Genomic DNA, 18955 nt, shown 5'->3' on the forward strand with positions numbered 1-18955 from the left:
CACCGCAGCTCCGGGGAAGTGCGAGAGCCCGAGGCCGCAGCAGGGCCACACCAAGCACCGGTGTGGCGAACAACGACGTTCATCAGACCCTGAGGAAGACACCATGCTGCCTCTTGCTTCTTCCCACTCTCCCTCCGGCGCCGGTGTTTTCTCCACCTCCTGGACCTGGGGGGCATTGATCGCCCTCGTCACCCTGCTCGTCAGTACGTGGCTCGTCGTCAACCACCGCCGCCGCGACCGGACCATCCAGTGGCACCAACCCGACTACGACACGGCCAGAGATGCGCTCCTCGTGCTGAACCGCCTGGCACTCACGACGGCCGTCAACGGCGTCACAACCGAGTTGCGCGAGTTGGTCGACGTGGTCAGCAAGCTCAGGATCGCCGAACGTCGCTCCCCGGACCTTCCGTTCGGCGTGATCGTCGCGCAGTTGGAGGGCTACCGGGCGAACCTACTGCCGCAGGACCACGCGGACAGGCTCACCACTGACGAGAGCCTGCTGAACGACCACCTCGCTCTCGCCCGCAGACAGGGCATCCAGCTCGAAGCCGCACGCATCGCGATCATCCGCGTACAGCGGAAGATCGAGAAGCGGACACGTAACTAGAGTGCGCCGTCGCCTCTCCCGATGAGAGGCATGTTGCTTCGCATACGAGGCAGACAGAACGCCCCAGGCCGCCGCCCGTGACGCGCTGCCACCGCTCGCTCCTAGGTCCCGTCGACAGTCTTCGGTGCCGAGACCTCCGCCCACACCGCCTTCCCGGACCCGGCCCGCTCGGCGACGTCCCACCGGTCGGCGAAGGCCGCGACGAGGAACAGGCCGCGCCCACCACTCGCCTCGCCGTCCGGCAAGGGCTGCGGCACTGGAAGCTCCCTGGCGGTGTCGTGCACTTCGATGCGCACGCCCCCGGCCATGCGCGAGTAGCGGGTCTCGACCTCTCGGCCTCTGGGCACCGTTCCATGGACGACGGCGTTGGTGAACAGCTCCGAGAGGACGATCAGCGCGGCGTCCTCGGCGCAGCTCAAGTCCCAAGCGGCCAGGGCCTTTCGCAGGTCCTGCCTGGCCCGCCCCACCGACCGGGGGTGTCGGGGCCATCTCAGCACGATGATGCCGGGGCCGCCTCCCGCCTCTCCGTCACATACCTCGTCCTCCATCAGGCCACCTTCAGCCCATGGATGGTCCGGGGCACGGCGTCGACGCCGTGCACGGCCAACCACAGTGCTCGCCTCCGCTGACGTTGCAACCGCAGTTCGTCGGCCACGAGATAGGGACGTACGAGCGCGTTGTCCTCACCGCGGAGTACGCCCAGTTCGACGTAAAGCGGTAGTTGAACGAGGTCGGCGGGCAGATGGGGCAGCCTTCCTCGATGGCGCCCCGTCGCCGGCAGCAGGAACCGCAACAGCAGTTCGAAGAGCCGGGCGATAAAGTCAGTCATGTCAGCGCTCCTCCAAGCGTTGGCCACGCCCCCGGACCGCTGCAACGGTCGCGGGGGTTACCTGATTCGCTGCGACACAGGGTCGCCTGAGCACCGCCGCGTGACGGGAGTGTCACAGCAAGCGACTGGCATCAGCTTGCATCGGAATGAATTCGAACCGCAACCGAACCTCTTGGAAACATTTCCAAGCTTCGGGCGGGACCTTAACCTTGACCCGGCAACACACCGCGCAAGGGGGCTCACATGTCGCAGCCGCGACCCACTGTCCGTCGTCGCCGACTCGCCTCGCTCCTCATCGAACTGCGTGAGGCAGCAGGGAAGTCAATGGACGAGGCCGCAGAGCGGATCGGTTGCCACAAGACGAAGATCAGCCGCATAGAGAACGCCCGACTCGGCATCTCACTGGGCGAGTTGCGAGATCTGCTCACGTTCTACGGGATCGATGACGCCGCGTACGTCGAGGAGCTGGTGGGTCTGGCTCGGCGGAGCGGAGAGCGAGGGTGGACACGCCACCTGGGAGCGACCTTCTCCTCGTACGTCGACCACATCGACTACGAGCAGACATCCGACTACATCCGCTCGTACCAGCCCCTCTTGATCGCCGGACTCGCTCAAACAGCGGACTACGCCCGCGAGCTGTACCGGAACAACCCCGAGATGATGAGCAGCTCCCAGGTGAATGACCTCGTCAACACGCGCATGCAGCGCCAGGAGATCCTGGAGAAGAGCGACGCCCCCAGACTTGCCGTCATCCAAGGTGAGGCGGCACTGCGCACCCAAGTCGGGGGCGCAGCCATCATGAAGCCGCAGTTGGACCAACTGTGCACGCTGGCAGGCCGCCACAACATCGAGGTACAGGTACTTCCGCTCAACTCGGGCGCTCACGCGGGCCTGGTGAGCGCCTTTGTCGTCTTCGGATTCCCGACACCGGCCTTCTCCGACGTGGTCTGCGTCGAGCACGTCACGGGCAGTCTGCACATGGAGACCGAGGAGGAGACCAAGCGTTATACGCTCGCCTTCGATTCGTTGCGTTCGGCGGCGTTGAGCCCTGCGGCCAGCCTCGATCTGATCCAGCAAGTCCGGCACGAGCTGTAACTATCGGGAAGACGAGGTGCGTAACATGCTTGCCCCCGAACTCGGCAACGCCATATGGCGCAAGAGCAGCTACAGCGGTGGCGGATCCTCCGGCGGCGATTGCATAGAGGTCGCCGACCTCCCGCACCGCACAGCCGTCCGTGACAGTAAGAATCCGTGCGGACCCGCGCTCTCCTTCTCGTCCACCGCGTGGAGCGGATTCGTCTCACGGGTCAAGTCGTCGTCTCAGGGCAGGTAGCCCGAGACCACCGCGAGAAGGCGGAACCTGTGAACTCCGACATCGTCGTCACCGAGTTCCTCAAGTCATCTCACTCGGACCAGCAGGGCGACTGTCTGGAGATGGCGCACACCGCTAGCTGTACTGGTCGGGGAGGTTGATCAACCGTGAGAACGGGGGCTGGTTGCCGCAAGCGCTGTGCGGACGGTGCTGGTTGTACTGGTGCAGCCACGGTGCCAGAGCGTCTCGGCGTTGTTGCTCGCTGGTGTAGCAGCGGGCGTAGGCCCAGCCGTCGGCCATGGTGCGGTGGAAGCGTTCGACCTTGCCGTTGGTCTGCGGACGGTAAGGTCGCCTGTACTTCGGTGTGATCGAGAGGGTGTCGCACGTGTCGCGCCACAGGTAGGACCGGTAGGCGCCGCCGTTGTCGGAGAGAATCCTCTCGATGGTGACGCCGCGCTCGGCGAACCACTCCACCACGCGATGCAGCACGCCGACTGCGGTCACGGCCGTCTCGCCATCGTGGACCTCGGTGTAGGCGACGCGGGAGTGGTCGTCGATGACGGTGTGCACGAACGCGTATCCGAGCTTCGGGCCGCCGTAGGCGTTGCGTGACTTGCCCGGTGTCGCGACGCGGTGCTTCTCACCTTGGCGGCGACCGACGTACCGCCAACCGCCTCCATCGGGGATGTTCCCGAGCTTCTTCACGTCCACGTGCACGAGCAATCCCGGGTGGTCATGCTCGTACCGGCGGACGGGTTCACCTGTCGCTCGATCGACGTAGGCGAGTCGGTTCAGTCGGATCGATCGCAGGATCCGGTGCTCTTCGTCATGTTCTTAGGTGTTTTGGTGGGTGATCTCCGGGTTCATGAGGATCGGTCCTGCATGGACTCGTCTACAAGGTAGCGATCGACCCAGCGCTTTACGGTTGGCCAGGACACCTGGAATCGGGCCGCGACTTCGCTGATCGGCCAGCCGTCGTCAACGACGAGTCGAGCGACTTTCAGACGGTGGCGCGAGGTGAGGACGGCGTTCGGATGTGGCATGTTTGAGCTCCTGGACAGCCTGAAGGGCCGACCATCGTGTGCGGGCCGGCCCTTCGACAACTACTAGAAGTGTGGGCAGGGGGCGTGAAGATCAGTCCACCGGGGAGACCCGGATGAGGTTGCCGTCGGGGTCCGTGATGACGAACGTGCGACCGAAGACAGCGTCGTGTGGCTCCTCCGCGACATGGACTCCCTTCGAGACCCAGCTCGTGAAGATCTCGTCAATCGCGGTCGCTCCTCCTGGGACCATCAGTCCGACTTCGCTCGTTCGAGGGGTGCTCGGGACCGCATGCTCGCTGTAGCCCGTCCACAGCGCGAACAGAACGCCGGGGGCAACCTCGAAAGCTACGTAGTGGGGACTGATGAAGGTCGGTTCGATCTCGAACAGGTCGCTGTAGAAGGCAGTAGCGGTCTCGGCGTCGCGGACGCCGATCAGGAACAGGTTGGGTGCGGGCACAGTGCGCTCCTCACATCGTTGAATTCTCGGTACTGCTCCAGTTGACCGCCGCATCGCGACAGAACCTGTCACCTTTTCCGCAAAGGCTGGTCAGTATGAAGGCTTCGAGGCTGTTGCATCTCTTGCTGCTCCTGCAGACCCGTCAGCGCATCACCACCACCGAGCTCGCCGGGCGTCTGGAAGTGTCTCGGCGGACCGTGCTGCGGGATGTCGAGGCGCTCTCGACAGCAGGTGTGCCTGTCTATGCCGAACGCGGGCGGAACGGCGGGATCGTCTTGCTCCCCAGTGCACGGCTCAACGCATCGCATCTGGAACCATCAGAGCTGGAGGCACTCTCCGTAGCCGGTTTGGACAGCGCGCAACTTGAGCGTATGGGCCTGTCTGCGGTGTGGGAGTCGGCCGCGCGCAAGATCGCCGCTCGGCAGGCTGCAGCACCTGGGGCGCCGAGCCTGCTGCAACTGGCGGACCTGGTGCTGGTAGACAGCACCGCGTGGTTTGCTGACTCAGAGGCAGCGGTCGACGTATCGGATCTGGCCTCGGCACTGCGACACCGCCGCCGGCTGCGAATCCAATACCGGCGCAGCGCCGAGGGTCAGGCCTCAACGCGGGTGGTCGACCCGTACGGGATCGTCGCGAAATCCGGTCGCTGGTATCTCATCGCCGATGACCAGGGGAACGGTCGGCTGTTCGCTCTGGAACGACTCTCGTCCTACGAACAACTCGACGCGCCAGCTGCTCTCCGACCAGGCGAAACCCTCCGCACCAGATGGGCCGCGTTGAAGGAACGCACCGAGGGGCAAGGTCGCGTGAGCGTGACCGTCCGCCTGCCGGAAAACGGACTCGACCTGGCACGGCGCATCCTCGGCAACCGCATCCACGACGTCTCCGACGCGGAAAACGGCTGGTGCACCGTCGTCGTCCGCTACCCCGACATCGAGTCAGTGCGTCAGCTCCTCCAGTTCGGCGACCACATCGAGATACTCACCCCAGAGACAGCCCGCGAACGCATCAGTCAGCTCGCCAGAGACCTGGTTGAAAGACACTCAACCCCGGCCTCGTGACTGCCGAGCGGAACGCCCTGCTCTCAACCAACGTCTCCGGTCAGTACAGCTAGCGGGGGTCGCGCCATACGCGGCGGGTAACCCCCGGGTCAGCCCGCCGCCGGTTGTGCCGGGCTCAGACCCACACAGCGGCGGCACGCCCTCACCGATGTCGCCACCACCGCGTGGGACGCCGCCGCCAGGACGCCCGCCGCTGTCAGCAGAAGCCAGTTCGTGGCGAGGACCGCCGCGACGGTCAGGGAGAGGGCCGCCACCGCCATGGCCGCGCTGGCCGTCGTGCCGACCCAGGCGACCGTCAGCGGCAGGCGATGTGGGGTGGGCAGGCGGCGGGCCAGGGCGCCCGTTGCCGCCAGCGTTGCCGCCGCCAACAGGGCCGCCAGCGTGGCGATCAGGGCCAGGTGCGCCGCCAGTTGCTGCCAGAGCAGGTCGCCCCGCGCCAGGTACCAGCAGGCCATCAGGAACGGGGCGGTGAGCGCGATGGTCCGTGCCGTGTGCCTCGCCTGGGTGATCGTCAGTTCGCTTTGGCAGGCGGGGGCGAGGTCCTCCACTGTCCCGAACTCCCTTACCGCCAGGCGCGCCGCCTCCTCCTCGTCCGCCCCCGCGTCGGCGTGGGCGGCCGCCGTGTCCATGAGACCGTCGTGCATCTCCTCGATGAGGCGGGACTTGGCGCGCTCCGGGCCGCGCAGGGCCGCTGTCAGTGCGGCGACGTGGTCGTCGATGGGGCTCATGTGGCGAGTCCGGGCTGTGCGCCGGGGTTCAGGACGGCGCCGATCGCCGCGGTGAACTCCGTCCAGGCCGCCCGCTCACCGGCCAGGGTGGCCCGTCCCGCGTCGGTCAACTCGTACGCCCTGCGGCGGCGCTCGCCCGCCGCCGACTCCCAGCTGCTGCTCAGCAGGCCGAGCCGCTCCAGGCGGTTCAGGGCCGGGTAGATCGTGCCCGTACGCAACTCCAGCGCGCCGCCGCTGCGCCGCTGCACCGCGGTGATGATCGCGTACCCGTGCAGCGGGCCCGGCTCCAGCACGGCCAGCAGCAGTCCGTCGAGGTGCCCTCGCACCGCATCCGCCTTCATGAGTAGGCAGCCTACACAAAGGGTGCGTTGGCAGTGTATGTATTGGCAGCCAACGTAATTGCGTTGGCTGCCAATACATATGCTCCGCTCCGAGCCTTGGGGTCCCGCCATGACCAAGTTCCTGCTGTCCGTGCACGTCCTCGCCGCGATCCTCGCCGTCGGGTCGATCACCGTCGCCGCGTCGATGTTTCCGCGCTATGCCCTGCGGGCGCTGGGGGTCGACGGGGAGCCGGGCGACGGCGACCGGGCACCCGGAATCGCCGCGCTCCTGCACCGCGTCTGCCGCGCCTACGCCGTCGCAGGCCTCGCCGTACCCGTGTTCGGCATCGCCACCGCCGCCCAGCTCGGCGTCCTCACCGATGCCTGGCTGATCGCGTCGCTGCTCCTGACGACGATCGCCGCGGCGCTGCTCGCGCTGGCCATCCTGCCGGGCCAGCGAAGCCTGCTGGACATGGCGGACGTGCCGGATCCGGCGGAGCCGGGCGACCCTGCCGACCTGGCCGCCCTGGCCGACCTGGCCGACGGCGGGCAGCCCGCGCCGGACACCGCGCGCCCGACGGCGGCCCGACTCACCATGCTCACCGGCATCTTCAACGTCCTCTGGGCGACGGTCACCGTCCTGATGATCGTCCGCCCCGGCTCCACGACGGGGGCGTGAGCGCCATGCGCACGCTCCGCATCGCGGCGGTCGTCGAGGCCGTGTCCCTGGTCCTCCTCTTCGCCAACCTGCTCACCGTCCACGCGCGACCGCTCTCGGGACTGCTCGGCCCGCTGCACGGCACGGCGTACTTGGTGGTCATCGCGGCCACGTGGATGCTGCCGTCCACGGCGTCACCGGGCACGCGTTGGCGCGCTGTCGTCCCGGGCGTCGGGGGGCTGTTGGTCCTGCGCGGGGTCGAGAGGGTCGAGAGGGCGGAGAGGACTGGCTGAGCGGGGCGGGCCGGGCTCCGGCCGGGCCGGGGGGGGAGGAGAGGGCTTGCCTGGTGGCTCCGGCCGGCAGCCCGTGGTGGGCGGGAGGAGGCGGCTGGGCGGCGGTGCCGAGGGATGGGGTGCGGCCCGATACGGGATCGCCGGGCGACGGGACCGGGGGGCCAGGCGCTGTGGCTCCGGTCGGCAGCCGGTGGCGGGGGTGGTGGGCGGGAGGAGGCGGCTGGGCGGCGGTGCCGAGGGATGGGGTGCGGTCCGGTGCGGGGCGCCGGGCCGACGGGACGGGGGCCCGGCGCGGTGGGGCGGGTGGGTGGGGGGCTGGCGGGAACGCGCGAGGGAGGCGGGGCCTCAGGGGCAGGTGGAGCCCAGGGGACGACGGGGGCAGTGGGGTGACTGGGGCCCCGCGCACGGCTTCGCGAAGGTCGGCGGGCAGAGGGCGGTAGCCCTCCCCCGTTACAGGGACTCCCGTAGGGCCCGGACCAGGGACTGGGCCCGGGGGTCCGCCGTCACGCCCTTGTTCATGCCGTTCGTGACGTAGCCGAAGGCCAGGCCCGACTCCGGGTCGGCGAAGCCGAGGGCGCCGCCACGGCCGGGGTGGCCGAAGGAGCCGGGGCCGAGGAGCGGGGACGCCGCCCCGTGGAGCATGTAGCCGAGGCCGAAGCGCGTGCCGACGACCAGGACGCGGTCCGGCCCCGCGGACGCCTCCGCCCGCGCGAGCTCGACCGTGGCGGGGGTGAACAGGCCCGGACCGCCCTCCACGTCACCGATCAGCCCCGCGTAGAAGCGGGCCAGCCCGTCCGCCGTAGCGACACCGTTGGACGCGGGCAGCGCCGCCGCCCGGTACGCCGGGTCGTTCTCGTCCGGCGAGGGATCGATCGCCCCGAACGCCCGACTCGTCAGCGACGCCTCGTCCGCGTACGCCTCCGCCACGTTCCGCTTGGGCCGCATCCGGAGCCCGCCCGGCCCCACCGGAGCCTCGATGCGGCCCAGCCGACCCGCCCGGCCCGCCTCCGCTTCCGGCAGCCCCAGCCACAGGTCGAGCCCGAGCGGCCGCGCGATCTCGGCCGCGATCCACTCCCCGACGGGCCTGCCCGTCACGCGCCGCACCAGTTCGCCGGTGAGCCAGCTGTACGTCTGTGCGTGGTAGCCGTGGTCCTCGCCGGGCTCCCAGAAGGGGGCCTGCGCCGCGACCACCGCGGCCGCGAGGTCCGGGTCGAGCGCCTCGGCGGGCGTCAGCGGACGGTCCAGGGCGGGGACACCGGCGCGGTGCGCGAGGACATGACGTACGAGAACACGCTCCTTGCCGCGCGCCTTGAACTCCGGCCAGTAGGAGCCGACCGGCGCGTCCAGGTCCAGTTCGCCCCGCTGGTGCAGCAGGAGCAGCGCGGCCGCCGCGACGCCCTTGGTCGCCGAGCGGACGATCTGCGCGGTGCCCCGCTCCCAAGGGGCGTCCCCGGCGGAAGCGAGGTCCCCGTCGACGTCCTTCGTACCGCCCCACAGATCCACGACCCGACGCCCGTCGCGGTACACGGTCACCGCCGCGCCCCGCTCCCCGCGCTCGCCGAAGTTGCGCACGAAGGCGTCCCGCACCGGCTCGTACCCGGCGGCCACCGTGCCGTGCACCCCACCTATGACACCCGTGACACCCATAACGTCGTCCATGACAAGGCCAACAGCGACTTCTCGCCGTCGATTCCCTACCCCCCGACCCTCACCGACTTCGGATCGAAGCCAAAGGGGAGTTCCAAGCGGTGTGCCCCCATCAGCTCCTCGTCGGAGAGCAGCTCCCCCGTGGCACCGTCCGCCGCGATGACTCCCTCGCTGAGGATCAGCGCGCGGGGACACAGCTCCAGCGCGTACGGCAGGTCGTGCGTGACCATCAGGACCGTCACGTCCAGCGACCGCAGGATGTCCGCGAGTTCGCGGCGCGAGGCCGGGTCGAGGTTGGAGGACGGCTCGTCCAGGACGAGGATCTCCGGCTCCATCGCGAGCACCGTCGCGACCGCCACCCTGCGCCGCTGCCCGAAGGAGAGGTGGTGCGGCGGGCGGCCCGCGAACTCCGCCATGCCCACCTGCCCCAGCGCCTTGTGCACCCGCGCCTCAAGCTCGGGCCCGCGCATCCCGGCCGCCGCGGGCCCGAAGGCCACGTCCTCGCGCACGGTCGGCATGAACAGCTGGTCGTCCGGGTCCTGGAAGACGATGCCGACCCGGCGCCTGATCTCCGCCATGTGCGTCTTGCCGACGGGCAGACCGGCGACCCGCACGCTGCCCGCGCCGCCGGTCAGGATGCCGTTCAGGTGCAGGACGAGCGTCGTCTTGCCCGCGCCGTTCGGCCCGAGCAGGGCGACGCGTTCGCCGCGCCCGACGGTGAAGTCGACGCCGAAGAGGGCCTGGTGACCGTCCGGGTAGGCGAAGGCGAGCCCCGAGACCTCAAGAGACGCGGCGGCGGTCACAGCAGGCACATCAGTCACAGGGTCCATCCCAACAGGCATACGACGAGAGCGGTCAAGGGGAGAGTCAGCGCGTACGTCCACTGGGCGCGGGAAGCCGTGATGTCGTCGATGACCGGCATCGACCCCGCGTACCCCCGGCTGACCATCGCCAGGTGCACCCGCTCCCCCCTCTCGTACGAGCGGATGAAGAGCGCCCCCGCGGACTTGGCGAGGACGCCCCACTGCCGCACGCCCCGCGCCCGGAAGCCGCGCGACTCCCTGGCGATCTTCATGCGGCGCATCTCGTCGGTGATCACGTCGCCGTACCGGATCATGAAGGAGGCGATCTGGACGAGCAGCGGCGGCAGCTTGAGCCGCTGGAGTCCGAGCAGGAGCTCGCGCAGCTCCGTCGTGGCGGCGAGCAGCACCGAAGCGGCGACGCCCAGCGTCCCCTTGGCCAGGACGTTCCAGGCGCCCCAGAGTCCGTTGACGCTGAGGGAGAGCCCGAGCACGTCGACGCGCTCGCCCTGGGCGACGAACGGCAGCAGCACGGCGAACGTCACGAACGGGATCTCGATCAGCAGCCGCTTCAGCACGAATCCGGCCGGGACGCGGGCGGCGCACGCGACCACGCCGAGCAGCAGCGCGTACAGCCCGAAGGCCCACATCGCCTCGCGCGGCGTGGAGACCACGACGATGACGAAGCAGAGGACCGCGGCGAGCTTGGTGTGCGGGGGCAGGGTGTGCACCGGCGAGTGGCCGTGCCGGTAGAGCCGGTGGGCGTGACCCGCGCCCATGTCAGACCTGTTCCGATTCAGGCACGGCGGTCGGGGAGGAGTCGCTCGTACGGCGGCGGCGCAGCCCCCAGAAGACCGCGGACCCCGCGACGACCGTGACGCCGACGCCGATCACGCCCGCGAGGCCGCCGGAGATGCGGGCGTCGGTGATGTCCTTGACGCCGTAGTCCGCGAGCGGGGAGTCCGCGGAGGCGTGCTCCTCGGCCTTCTTGTCGATGCCCTTGTCGTGGGCGACCTTCTCCAGGCCGTCGGGGTCGGCCGAGGCGTAGAAGCTGACGAAGCCCGCGAGGACGAGGGAGGCGACGATGCCCGCGATCCACACCTTGCGGGTGGACCGGGCGGCGACGGGCACGGGTTCGGCGGCGGGCGCGTCCACCAGTTCCCCGGCGACGCGCAGCTTGAGCGGCTGGGTCAGGCCCCGGGCCCCGTACACCAGGTCCGGTCGTACGGCGACGACCGCGCCGACGGTGAGCGCGGTGATGGCGGCCTCGCCGACGCCGATGAGGACGTGGACGCCGACCATCGCGGTGGCGACCTTGCCGATGGAGACGTCGGTGGTGCCGCCGAGGGCGTAGATGAAGGTGAAGGCGACCGCGGCGGCGGGCACGGAGAGGAGGGCGGCGGCGAAGGAGGCCACCGTGATCGAGCGGCGGCCGCGGGGCAGCACCTTCACCAGGCCGCGGAAGACGAGGTAGGCGACGACGGTCGTGACGAGCGCCATGTCCGATATGTTCACGCCGAGCGCGGTCAGGCCGCCGTCCGCGAAGAGCACGCCCTGCATGAGCAGGACGACGGAGACGCAGAGGATCCCGGTGTAGGGCCCGACGAGGATCGCCGCGAGTGCGCCGCCGAGGAGGTGCCCGCTGGTGCCCGCCGCGACGGGGAAGTTCAGCATCTGCACGGCGAAGATGAAGGCGGCGACGAGACCGGCGAGCGGGGCGGTCCGCTCGTCCAGTTCGCGCCGGGCGCCCTTGAGGCTGACGGCGACGGCGCCGACGGCGACGACCCCGGCGGCGGCGGAGACCGGGACGTTGATGAACCCGTCGGGGACATGCATGCGCGCGCTCCTGGGCAGGGGCCCTGGGCAGGGCGGACGGCTCGTGAACCGTTCAATGATAGTGCTCTGTTGCAAACGGCTTGCAAGAGCGCGTCGGTCCCGATTCAACTACGCCGACCGCCACGACCGGCCGCGGCGAAGCACCGTACATATGGGACATTAGTGAGGAAGTGCCCGTAAGGATGAGGAGCCCAGCGATGTCCGCAGTCGAGCAGTACGCCCGCGCCCACCTCGTCACGGACTCCTCCGAGGGCCACCGCGCCGTCCCCGTCATCCTCCACTACGACGCGGAGGCCGACCCGCACGCGGTGCGGATCGGCCTCCCCGGAGCTCCTCATCGGGTCTTCGACCGGCAGCTCCTGGAGCGGGGGCTGCGGGCGCCCGTCACCTCGGGCAACGTGCACGTATGGCCGTGCGGACGGGTCCAGACCGTCGTGGAGTTCCACGAACCGGACGGGGTGACGGTCGTGCAGTTCGACGCGTCGGCCCTGATCCGCTTCCTGCGCCGCACCCATACGACCGCCACCCCGATCACCCACTAGGGCCCGAGTCCGGTACGGAATCGGGCCCTAGTGGGTATCAGACGCCCGCCAGCTCCCGGTCGGGGCCTGCCTTCTTCTCCTCCGCCGTGCGCAGGCCCTCTCCCTCGACGTCCACGTTCGGCAGCGCGCGGTCCAGCCACTTCGGCAGCCACCACGCCTTCTTGCCGAGCAGCGCGAGGACCGCGGGCACCAGCGCCATGCGGACCACGAACGCGTCGAAGAAGACCGCGATGGCCAGGCCGAAGCCGATCATCTTCACCATCTGCTCGGACGAGCCGATGAAGCCCGCGAAGACCGCGATCATGATGACGGCCGCCGCCGACACCACCCGGGCCCCGTGCCGGAAGCCGGTCACGATCGCCTGCCCTGGCCGCTCCCCGTGGACGTACGCCTCCCGCATCCGGGTCACGAGGAAGACCTCGTAGTCCATCGCGAGGCCGAAGACGACGCCCACCATGAAGATCGGCATCATCGACATGATCGGGCCGGTCTGCTCGACGCCGAAGAGCGAGCCGAGCCAGCCCCACTGGAAGACCGCGACGACCGCGCCGAGGGCCGCGAGGACCGAGAGCAGGAAGCCGAGGGCCGCCTTGAGCGGGACCAGGATCGAGCGGAAGACGATGATCAGGAGCAGGAACGCGAGGCCCACGACCAGTGCCAGATAGGGCAGCAGGGCGTCGTTGAGCTTCTGCGAGACGTCGATGTTCATGGCCGTGGTGCCGGTGACCATGATGTCGGCGCCCGAGTCGGACTTGATCTGCGCCCCGGTGTCGCGGATCGAGTGGACCAGGTCCTCGGTCTCGATGCCGCTGGGCTTGGAGGACGGGACGACGCTGATGATCGCGGTGTCCTTGTCCTTGTTGAGCATCGGCGGGGCGACGGTCAGGACGTCGTCGAGCTTGGAGATCGTCTTGGTGATCTCACCGGCCGCGGCCTTCGGGTCGTCGGCGCCCTTGAGGTCGCCGACCACCATCAGCGGACCGTTGAAGCCGGGGCCGAAGCCCTCCGAGACCAGGTCGTACGCCTTGCGCTGGGTCGTGGACGTCGGCTGCGCGCCGTCGTCCGGCAGGCCGAGCTCCAGCTGCGAGACCGGGATGGCCGCGGCGCCGAGGCCCACGATGCCGACGAGCAGCACGGCGATGGGGCGGCGGACCACGAAGCGGGCCCAGCGGGTGCCCATGTTCTGCTTCGGCTCACCGGCCGACCCGACAGCAGCGTCGGCGGCCTTCTTCTTGCCGCCTCCGAACAGCCTGCTCTTCTCGCCCGCGGGCAGCACCCGCTTGCCCGCGTACCCGAGCAGCGCCGGGATGAGGGTGAGCGCGATGAGGACGGCGATGACGACCGTGCCTGCCGCGGCGAAGCCCATCTTGGTGAGCATCGGGATGTTGACCACGGCGAGGCCGACCAGCGCGATGACCACGGTGAGTCCGGCGAAGACGACCGCGGAGCCCGCGGTGCCGACGGCCCGTCCGGCCGCCTCCTCGCGGTCGCGGCCCTCGGCGAGTTCGCCGCGGTAGCGCGAGACGATGAAGAGCGCGTAGTCGATGCCGACCGCGAGGCCGATCATCATGGCCAGCGTCGACGTGGTGGTGCCGAGGTCCAGCGCGTTGGCGAGCGCGGTGATCGACGAGACGCCGATGCCCACGCCGATCAGCGCGGTGATCAGCGGCAGTCCGGCCGCGATCAGCGAGCCGAAGGTGATGACGAGGACGACCGCCGCGATCGCGATGCCGATGATCTCGGTGGAGCCGGTCTCCGGCATGGCCTGCAGCGCGTCGCCGCCGACCTCGACCGTGAGCCCCGAATCGCGCGCCTTGTCGGTGGTCTTCTCCAGCGCGTCGCGGTCGTCGTCGGTCAGCTCCATCGAGGTGACCTTGTACGAGACGGAGGCGTACGCCGTGGAGCCGTCCTTGCTGACCGTCTTGGTCGCGAACGGGCTGTCCGCGCGGGCCACCTGGTCCGAGCCCGACTTGACGGCGGCGACGGTCTTCTCGATCTCGGCCTTGTTGGCCTTGTCGGTGACCTTCTCGCCGTCCGGTGCCTTGAAGACGACGCGGGCGCTCGCCCCGTCGGCGCTGGCTTCGGGGGCCCGCTTCTCCAGGAGATCGAAGGCCTTCTGCGCCTCCGTGCCGGGAATGGAGAAGCTGCTGGAGGCGGCGGTGGGCGCGGACGCGGCGCCGACCCCGGCGAGCGTCAGGAGCGCCACCCATATGAGGGCGACGAAATGGCGTCGCCTGAAGGCGAGTTTGCCGAGTTTGTAGAGGAAAGTGGCCACGGGGGCGTACTCCCGGTCAGGTCGTGTGGTCCGGAATGGGCAGGGGAGATCAGCCCGACGACGTGAGCGGTGCGCGTCAGGAACAGGGGGCGGGCGGGTCAGATGCCGAGTGCGGGGAGGATCACGGCATCGATGTACGAGGCGAGGAACGCGCGGTCGACCGGACGGTCCTCGATGAGGTCCCGGGCGACGAAACCGCCGACCATCATGTGGACGACGTACTCGAGCGCCGGATTGTCCGCGGCGACTTCGCCGCGCTCCACCGCCCGGCGCAACAGGTCGTTCAGGCCGGTGAGCTCCGGCTCGATGAGCAGGTTGCGCAGCGCCTGGTGGAGTTCGGGGTTGTCGTGGATGGCATGGAAGAGGCCCCGCATCAGCGCGGCGTCCTTCTCCATCTGACAGTCGTCCGAGCGGGCCACCATCTCGTTCAGGTCGCCGCGCAGGGAGCCGGTGTCGATGTCCGCGAGGGACACGGGCTTGTTGTGCCGCAGTGCCTTGGCGATCAGCTCCGGCTTGCTCCCCCACTGGCGGTAGAGGGTGGCCTTGCTGGACCGGGTGCGGGCGGCGACGGCGTCCATGGTGAGGGCGTCGTAACCGACCTCGCGGAGCAGGTCGAGCACGGCCTCGTACAGCTCGGCCTCGCGCTCGGGGGTAATCCTGGTGCGCCGCGTTGTCACGCTCTCCGCCACGATCGCCACCTCCTGCTCGCCACTCGGAACGAAACGGTTTCGTACACCGAGACTGTACGCCCCTCGGCGAGCGAAACGAAACCGTTTCGTACGTGTGCTGCGTCACCCCGCGCGTCACCCCGCGTGTCACCCCCGCCATTCGCCCCGCCATTCACCCCCGGCACGAGTTGCCGCCGCCTGCTGAGCGGAAAAGCATGGTGAGGTGACCGACGAGCGCGAAGACCTCCCGGACGACCACGCCTACCTGCGGTTCCCGCACCTCAGCGGCGACCGCCTCTGCTTCGCCGCCGAGGACGATCTCTGGGTGGCCCCCCTCACCCCGGAGGGCTCCCCCGCCGACCGGGCGTGGCGGCTCACCGTCGACCGGACCAAGGTGAGCCACCCCCGCTTCTCGCCCGACGGCCGCCACATCGCGTACACGACCTGGCGCAGCCTCGACCCGGAGATCCACCTGGCACCGGTGGACGGCGGACCCGGACGCCGCCTGACCTACTGGGGCTCCACCGACACCCGGGTCTGCGGCTGGTCCCCCGACGGCGACATCCTCGCCGTGTCCTCGCACGGCCAGCCGTTCTCCTACTTCTGCTGGGCGTACAGCGTGCCCACCGACGGCTCCCCCGGCGGCAAGCTGCCCTGGGGCCCGGTCTGGGACATCGCGATCACCGACTCCATCGCCGACGGCGAAAGCGACCGCAAGACCCTCCTCCTGACGGGCAAGCCGCCGCACGAGCCCGCCGCCTGGAAGCGGTACCGGGGCGGCGCGACGGGCCGCCTGTGGGTGCACGGCGAGCAGATCCTCGCCGACCTCGACGGGCACCTCGACTCCCCCATGTTCGTCGCGGGACGCATCGCGTTCCTCTCCGACCACGAGGGCGTCGGCAACCTCTACTCCTGCCTGCCCGACGGCTCCGACCTGCGGCGCCACACCGACCACGACACCTTCTACGCCCGCCACGCGTCCAGCGACGGCACCCGTGTCGTCTACCAGTGCGCGGGCGACGTCTGGCTGGTCGACAGTCTCGCGCCGGACTCCGTGCCCCGCAGGCTCGACGTGCGGCTCGGCGGGCCGCGCGCCGGGCGGCGGATCTACCAGGTGCCCGCCGCCCAGCACATCGACTCGCTCTCCGTGGACACGACGGGCCGGGCCAGCGCCGTCGTCGTCCGCGGCTCCCTCTACTGGCTCACCCACCGGGACGGCCCCGCCCGCACCATCACCGACACCCCCGGCGTGCGCGTCCGGCTGCCCGAGATGCTCGGCACCGGCGGGCAGGTCGCCTACGTCACCGACGCCGACGGCGAAGACGCCGTCGAGATCGCCTATCTGCCGCGGGCCAGCGGCGCCCGCACGCCCCGCAGACTGGCGAGCGGGCAGCTCGGCCGCGTCCAGGAACTGGTGGCCGACCGCGACGGCGAGCGCCTCGCCATCGCCTCCAACGACGGCCGCCTCCTGCTCATCGACGTCACGGAGGACTCCGACGGCGAGGTCACCGAGCTGATCCGCTCCCTCAACGGGCCCGTCCGCGACCTGGCCTTCTCGCCCGACGGCTGCTGGCTGACCTGGTCGCACCCGGGCATCGGCCGCTCCCTGCGCCAGATCAAGCTGGCCCGCATCGCGGGACCCGGCATGCGCGCGATCGCCGACGTCACCAACGGCCGCTTCGAGGACGAGAACCCCGTCTTCACCCGCGACGGCCGCTATCTCGCCTTCCTCTCCTGGCGCGGCTTCGACCCGGTCTACGACGTGCACACCGGCGACCTGTCCTTCCCCCTCGGCTGCCGCCCCTACCTCGTACCGCTGTCGTCGGCGACCCCGTCCCCGTTCGCCCTGCTGCCCGACGGGCGGCCCGCGGCGGGCGGCCTCGACCCGGCCGACGGCGGCGGGGGCGACGGCACCACCATCGTGGAGATCGAGGGCCTGGAGGCACGGGTCACGCCCTTCCCCGTCGCCGCGTCGAAGTACTCGGCGCTGCACCCCGTCAGCGGCGGCGGCCTGGTCTGGCTGCGCTGGCCCATCTCGGGCGCGCTCGGCGAGACCTTCGTGAACCCCGCCGACATGTCGGGCCGCCCCACCCTCGAATACTTCAACATCACCAAGGCCAAGAAGTCCCAGCTCGTCGACCACCTCGACTGGTTCGCGCTCAGCGGCGACGGCTCACGGCTCGTGGTCGTCGACGAGGGCGACCTGAGCGCCGTGCCCTCCACCGAGCAGGGCGACGGCGACACGACCGTCTGGATCGACCTGCGCCGCATCCTGCACGAGGTCGAACCGGCCGCCGAGTGGCGCCAGGCCTACGAAGAGGCGGGCCGGATCATCCGCGCCTACTTCTGGGACCCGGGGATGTCCGGCATCGACTGGGACGGGGTGCTCGCGCAGTACCGGCCGCTGGTCGAACGGGTCGCCTCCCCAGATGAGTTCGCGGACCTGCTCCGCGAGGTCCTCGGCGAACTGGGCACCTCCCACGCGTACGTCTCCCCCGCCCGCCGCAACGAAGGCCCCCCGCACTACCAGCGCGCCATGGGCCTGCTCGGCGCCAACCTCGTGCGCAGGGACGACGGCTGGATGGTCAAGCGGATCCTGCCCGGCGACTCCTCCGACTCGAAGGCGCGCTCACCGCTGGCCGGTGCGGGCATCCGGGAGGGCGCCGTCCTCACACACATCGACGGCCGCCCGGTCGACCCGGTGACCGGCCCCTATCCGCTGCTCTCGGCGGCAGGCGGCACGACGGTCGAGCTGACCTTCGAGCCCGAGGGCGAGGGCCGGGCCCGCCGGGTCGCGATCGTCCCCCTCGTCAACGAACGCCCCCTGCGCTACCAGGACTGGGTGGCCAAACGCCGGGGCGTCGTACGGGAGTTGAGCGGCGGCAAGTGCGGCTACCTGCACATCCCGGACATGGGCGGTTCGGGGTGGGCCCAGTTCAACCGGGACCTGCGCCTGGAGGTGTCGCGGCCCGCCCTGATCGTGGACGTGCGCGGCAACGCGGGCGGGCACATCAGCGAGCTGGTCATCGAGAAGCTGACGCGCACGATCCTCGGCTGGGACCTGACGCGGAACGCCCAGCCGGTGTCGTACGCGTCGAACGCGCCCCGGGGCCCCGTGGTGGCGCTCGCCGACGAGGCGACCTCCTCCGACGGCGACATGATCACGGCGGCCTTCAAGCTGCTCGGGCTCGGTCCCGTCGTGGGGCAGCGCACCTGGGGCGGCGTGGTCGGCATGACCGGGCGGCACGCGCTGGGCGACGGCACGGTGATCACGGTGCCGATGAACGCGGCCTGGTTCGACGCGTACGGCTGGGGCGTGGAGAACCACGGCGTCAGCCCCGACCTCGACATCCTGCGCACCCCGCTGGACTGGGCGGAGGGCAGGCACGCCCAGCTCGACGACGCGGTGCGGCTCGCGCTCGACCTGCTGGCCCGGAAACCGGCGTCCGAGCCGCCGGACCACTCGGACGTGCCGGACCGCAGCAGGCCGCCGCTGCCACCCCGCCCGTGAAACCCCTGTGGCAGGACCCCCGCATGATCGAAATGCGCGGAATGTCCGAGCATGTAAATCTGGTCGAGGCCCAATCCCCTCACCCAAAACCGGGAGTGAATCGCATGGGCATCAAGGACCAGTTCCAGGACAAGGCTCAGGACCTCGCCAACAAGGCCAAGGACTCCATGGGCAGCGCCAAGGACGAGGCGAGCGAACGCGCCTCGCAGGCCCGGGACGAGGCGAGTGAGCGGTCCTCGCAGGCTCCGGACCAGGCCCGGGAGGCCGCGCAGGAGCAGCAGGACAAGTTCGACCGGGACTACGACGCCTGACGTGTAGCTCGTGCGAAGAGGCCCCCGGGACGCCGGGGGCCTCTGTCATGCCCAAGC

Annotated in this window: 20 protein-coding genes and 1 pseudogene; 9 read left to right on the forward strand and 12 right to left on the reverse strand. The window is 70.1% G+C overall.

All coding sequences use genetic code 11. The features are described from left to right. Positions 1-103: 103 nt before the first annotated feature. Positions 104-607: a hypothetical protein gene (locus AC068B_RS16955; RefSeq protein ID WP_478672297.1), complete on the forward strand. Its 504-nt coding sequence runs from the start codon at positions 104-106 to the stop codon at positions 605-607. A 101-nt stretch (positions 608-708) separates the two neighbouring features. Here AC068B_RS16955 and AC068B_RS16960 read toward each other — a convergent pair whose 3' ends face one another. Both AC068B_RS16960 and AC068B_RS16965 read right to left on the reverse strand, forming a co-directional pair. After that, complete coding sequence (locus tag AC068B_RS16960; protein WP_478672299.1) at positions 709-1155, reverse strand: ATP-binding protein; 447 nt, start codon at positions 1153-1155, stop codon at positions 709-711. Next, positions 1155-1436: a hypothetical protein gene (locus tag AC068B_RS16965; RefSeq protein WP_478672300.1), complete on the reverse strand. Its 282-nt coding sequence runs from the start codon at positions 1434-1436 to the stop codon at positions 1155-1157. Before AC068B_RS16965 ends, AC068B_RS16960 begins: the two co-directional genes overlap by 1 nt. A 243-nt stretch (positions 1437-1679) precedes the next feature. Between AC068B_RS16965 and AC068B_RS16970 the strand changes: the two genes are divergently transcribed. Next, positions 1680-2531: a helix-turn-helix domain-containing protein gene (locus tag AC068B_RS16970; RefSeq protein ID WP_478672301.1), complete on the forward strand. Its 852-nt coding sequence runs from the start codon at positions 1680-1682 to the stop codon at positions 2529-2531. 25 nt (positions 2532-2556) lie between these two features. Continuing rightward, the gene (locus tag AC068B_RS16975) at positions 2557-2769 is read left to right on the forward strand and encodes a DUF397 domain-containing protein (protein ID WP_478672302.1); all 213 of its coding nucleotides are present in this window, start codon (positions 2557-2559) and stop codon (positions 2767-2769) included. 114 nt (positions 2770-2883) lie between these two features. Here AC068B_RS16975 and AC068B_RS16980 read toward each other — a convergent pair. Together AC068B_RS16980 and AC068B_RS16985 are read right to left on the reverse strand one after the other, a co-directional pair. Further along, positions 2884-3791: pseudogene (locus AC068B_RS16980) on the reverse strand (IS481 family transposase). Positions 3792-3882: 91 nt separating this feature from the next. After that, positions 3883-4248 (reverse strand): VOC family protein, encoded by a 366-nt coding sequence (locus AC068B_RS16985; protein ID WP_055548848.1) that lies wholly within the window; start codon positions 4246-4248, stop codon positions 3883-3885. 41 nt (positions 4249-4289) lie between these two features. On the opposite strand from AC068B_RS16985, the gene AC068B_RS16990 reads away from it, so the two are divergent. Further along, positions 4290-5309, forward strand: coding sequence for a helix-turn-helix transcriptional regulator (locus tag AC068B_RS16990; protein WP_478672303.1), 1020 nt, complete (start codon positions 4290-4292; stop codon positions 5307-5309). A gap of 89 nt (positions 5310-5398) precedes the next feature. Here the strand turns inward: AC068B_RS16990 and AC068B_RS16995 are convergent, their stop codons facing one another. Further along, on the reverse strand, positions 5399-6037 hold the full coding sequence (locus AC068B_RS16995) for a permease prefix domain 1-containing protein (protein WP_478672304.1): 639 nt from the start codon (positions 6035-6037) through the stop codon (positions 5399-5401). Beyond that, the gene (locus AC068B_RS17000; RefSeq protein ID WP_478672306.1) at positions 6034-6378 is read right to left on the reverse strand and encodes a PadR family transcriptional regulator; all 345 of its coding nucleotides are present in this window, start codon (positions 6376-6378) and stop codon (positions 6034-6036) included. Before AC068B_RS17000 ends, AC068B_RS16995 begins: the two co-directional genes overlap by 4 nt. 109 nt (positions 6379-6487) lie before the next feature. On the opposite strand from AC068B_RS17000, the gene AC068B_RS17005 reads away from it, so the two are divergent. Then, positions 6488-7036 carry a hypothetical protein gene (locus AC068B_RS17005; RefSeq protein WP_478672307.1) on the forward strand — a complete coding sequence of 183 codons (549 nt, stop codon included), beginning with the start codon at positions 6488-6490 and terminating at the stop codon, positions 7034-7036. A gap of 5 nt (positions 7037-7041) precedes the next feature. Continuing rightward, the gene (locus tag AC068B_RS17010; RefSeq protein ID WP_478672719.1) at positions 7042-7308 is read left to right on the forward strand and encodes a DUF3817 domain-containing protein; all 267 of its coding nucleotides are present in this window, start codon (positions 7042-7044) and stop codon (positions 7306-7308) included. Between the two features lie 450 nt (positions 7309-7758). Here the strand turns inward: AC068B_RS17010 and AC068B_RS17015 are convergent, their stop codons facing one another. The 4 genes from AC068B_RS17015 to AC068B_RS17030 are packed head-to-tail and all read right to left on the reverse strand — an operon-like array spanning position 7759 to position 11591. Further along, positions 7759-8955, reverse strand: a complete 1197-nt coding sequence (locus AC068B_RS17015; RefSeq protein WP_478672308.1) for a serine hydrolase domain-containing protein — start codon at positions 8953-8955, stop codon at positions 7759-7761. Between the two features lie 47 nt (positions 8956-9002). After that, positions 9003-9797 (reverse strand): energy-coupling factor ABC transporter ATP-binding protein, encoded by a 795-nt coding sequence (locus AC068B_RS17020; RefSeq protein WP_478672309.1) that lies wholly within the window; start codon positions 9795-9797, stop codon positions 9003-9005. Further along, on the reverse strand, positions 9773-10534 hold the full coding sequence (cbiQ, locus tag AC068B_RS17025; RefSeq protein ID WP_478672310.1) for a cobalt ECF transporter T component CbiQ: 762 nt from the start codon (positions 10532-10534) through the stop codon (positions 9773-9775). The genes AC068B_RS17020 and cbiQ overlap by 25 nt, the downstream gene beginning before the upstream one ends. Position 10535: 1 nt before the next feature. Then, entirely contained in the window at positions 10536-11591 is a 1056-nt protein-coding gene (locus AC068B_RS17030; RefSeq protein ID WP_478672312.1) for an energy-coupling factor ABC transporter permease, read from the reverse strand. Positions 11592-11788: 197 nt separating this feature from the next. On the opposite strand from AC068B_RS17030, the gene AC068B_RS17035 reads away from it, so the two are divergent. Beyond that, the gene (locus AC068B_RS17035; protein ID WP_356263206.1) at positions 11789-12133 is read left to right on the forward strand and encodes an SsgA family sporulation/cell division regulator; all 345 of its coding nucleotides are present in this window, start codon (positions 11789-11791) and stop codon (positions 12131-12133) included. 37 nt (positions 12134-12170) lie between these two features. Here the strand turns inward: AC068B_RS17035 and AC068B_RS17040 are convergent, their stop codons facing one another. Then, positions 12171-14408, reverse strand: a complete 2238-nt coding sequence (locus AC068B_RS17040) for an MMPL family transporter (protein ID WP_478672313.1) — start codon at positions 14406-14408, stop codon at positions 12171-12173. Between the two features lie 98 nt (positions 14409-14506). After that, positions 14507-15097, reverse strand: a complete 591-nt coding sequence (locus tag AC068B_RS17045) for a TetR/AcrR family transcriptional regulator (RefSeq protein WP_478672314.1) — start codon at positions 15095-15097, stop codon at positions 14507-14509. Between the two features lie 202 nt (positions 15098-15299). Here AC068B_RS17045 and AC068B_RS17050 point away from each other — a divergent pair, with 202 nt between their 5' ends. Further along, positions 15300-18587: a S41 family peptidase gene (locus tag AC068B_RS17050; RefSeq protein WP_478672315.1), complete on the forward strand. Its 3288-nt coding sequence runs from the start codon at positions 15300-15302 to the stop codon at positions 18585-18587. A gap of 104 nt (positions 18588-18691) precedes the next feature. Next, positions 18692-18898, forward strand: coding sequence for a hypothetical protein (locus AC068B_RS17055; protein ID WP_478672317.1), 207 nt, complete (start codon positions 18692-18694; stop codon positions 18896-18898). Positions 18899-18955: the final 57 nt, after the last annotated feature.

The sequence above is a fragment of the Streptomyces sp. NPDC042371 genome, assembly GCF_056437465.1.

Excerpts from the sequence above, each read along its gene's own strand:
- AC068B_RS16955 (WP_478672297.1), top strand. The coding sequence starts at position 104 with ATGCTGCCTCTTGCTTCTTCCCACTCTCCCTCCGGCGCCGGTGTTTTC.
- AC068B_RS16960 (WP_478672299.1), bottom strand. The coding sequence starts at position 1,155 with ATGGAGGACGAGGTATGTGACGGAGAGGCGGGAGGCGGCCCCGGCATC.
- AC068B_RS16965 (WP_478672300.1), bottom strand. The coding sequence starts at position 1,436 with ATGACTGACTTTATCGCCCGGCTCTTCGAACTGCTGTTGCGGTTCCTG.
- AC068B_RS16970 (WP_478672301.1), top strand. The coding sequence starts at position 1,680 with ATGTCGCAGCCGCGACCCACTGTCCGTCGTCGCCGACTCGCCTCGCTC.
- AC068B_RS16975 (WP_478672302.1), top strand. The coding sequence starts at position 2,557 with ATGCTTGCCCCCGAACTCGGCAACGCCATATGGCGCAAGAGCAGCTAC.
- AC068B_RS16995 (WP_478672304.1), bottom strand. The coding sequence starts at position 6,037 with ATGAGCCCCATCGACGACCACGTCGCCGCACTGACAGCGGCCCTGCGC.
- AC068B_RS17000 (WP_478672306.1), bottom strand. The coding sequence starts at position 6,378 with ATGAAGGCGGATGCGGTGCGAGGGCACCTCGACGGACTGCTGCTGGCC.
- AC068B_RS17005 (WP_478672307.1), top strand. The coding sequence starts at position 6,488 with ATGACCAAGTTCCTGCTGTCCGTGCACGTCCTCGCCGCGATCCTCGCC.
- AC068B_RS17010 (WP_478672719.1), top strand. The coding sequence starts at position 7,042 with ATGCGCACGCTCCGCATCGCGGCGGTCGTCGAGGCCGTGTCCCTGGTC.
- AC068B_RS17015 (WP_478672308.1), bottom strand. The coding sequence starts at position 8,955 with ATGGGTGTCACGGGTGTCATAGGTGGGGTGCACGGCACGGTGGCCGCC.
- AC068B_RS17020 (WP_478672309.1), bottom strand. The coding sequence starts at position 9,797 with ATGCCTGTTGGGATGGACCCTGTGACTGATGTGCCTGCTGTGACCGCC.
- cbiQ (WP_478672310.1), bottom strand. The coding sequence starts at position 10,534 with ATGGGCGCGGGTCACGCCCACCGGCTCTACCGGCACGGCCACTCGCCG.
- AC068B_RS17030 (WP_478672312.1), bottom strand. The coding sequence starts at position 11,591 with ATGCATGTCCCCGACGGGTTCATCAACGTCCCGGTCTCCGCCGCCGCC.
- AC068B_RS17035 (WP_356263206.1), top strand. The coding sequence starts at position 11,789 with ATGTCCGCAGTCGAGCAGTACGCCCGCGCCCACCTCGTCACGGACTCC.
- AC068B_RS17055 (WP_478672317.1), top strand. The coding sequence starts at position 18,692 with ATGGGCATCAAGGACCAGTTCCAGGACAAGGCTCAGGACCTCGCCAAC.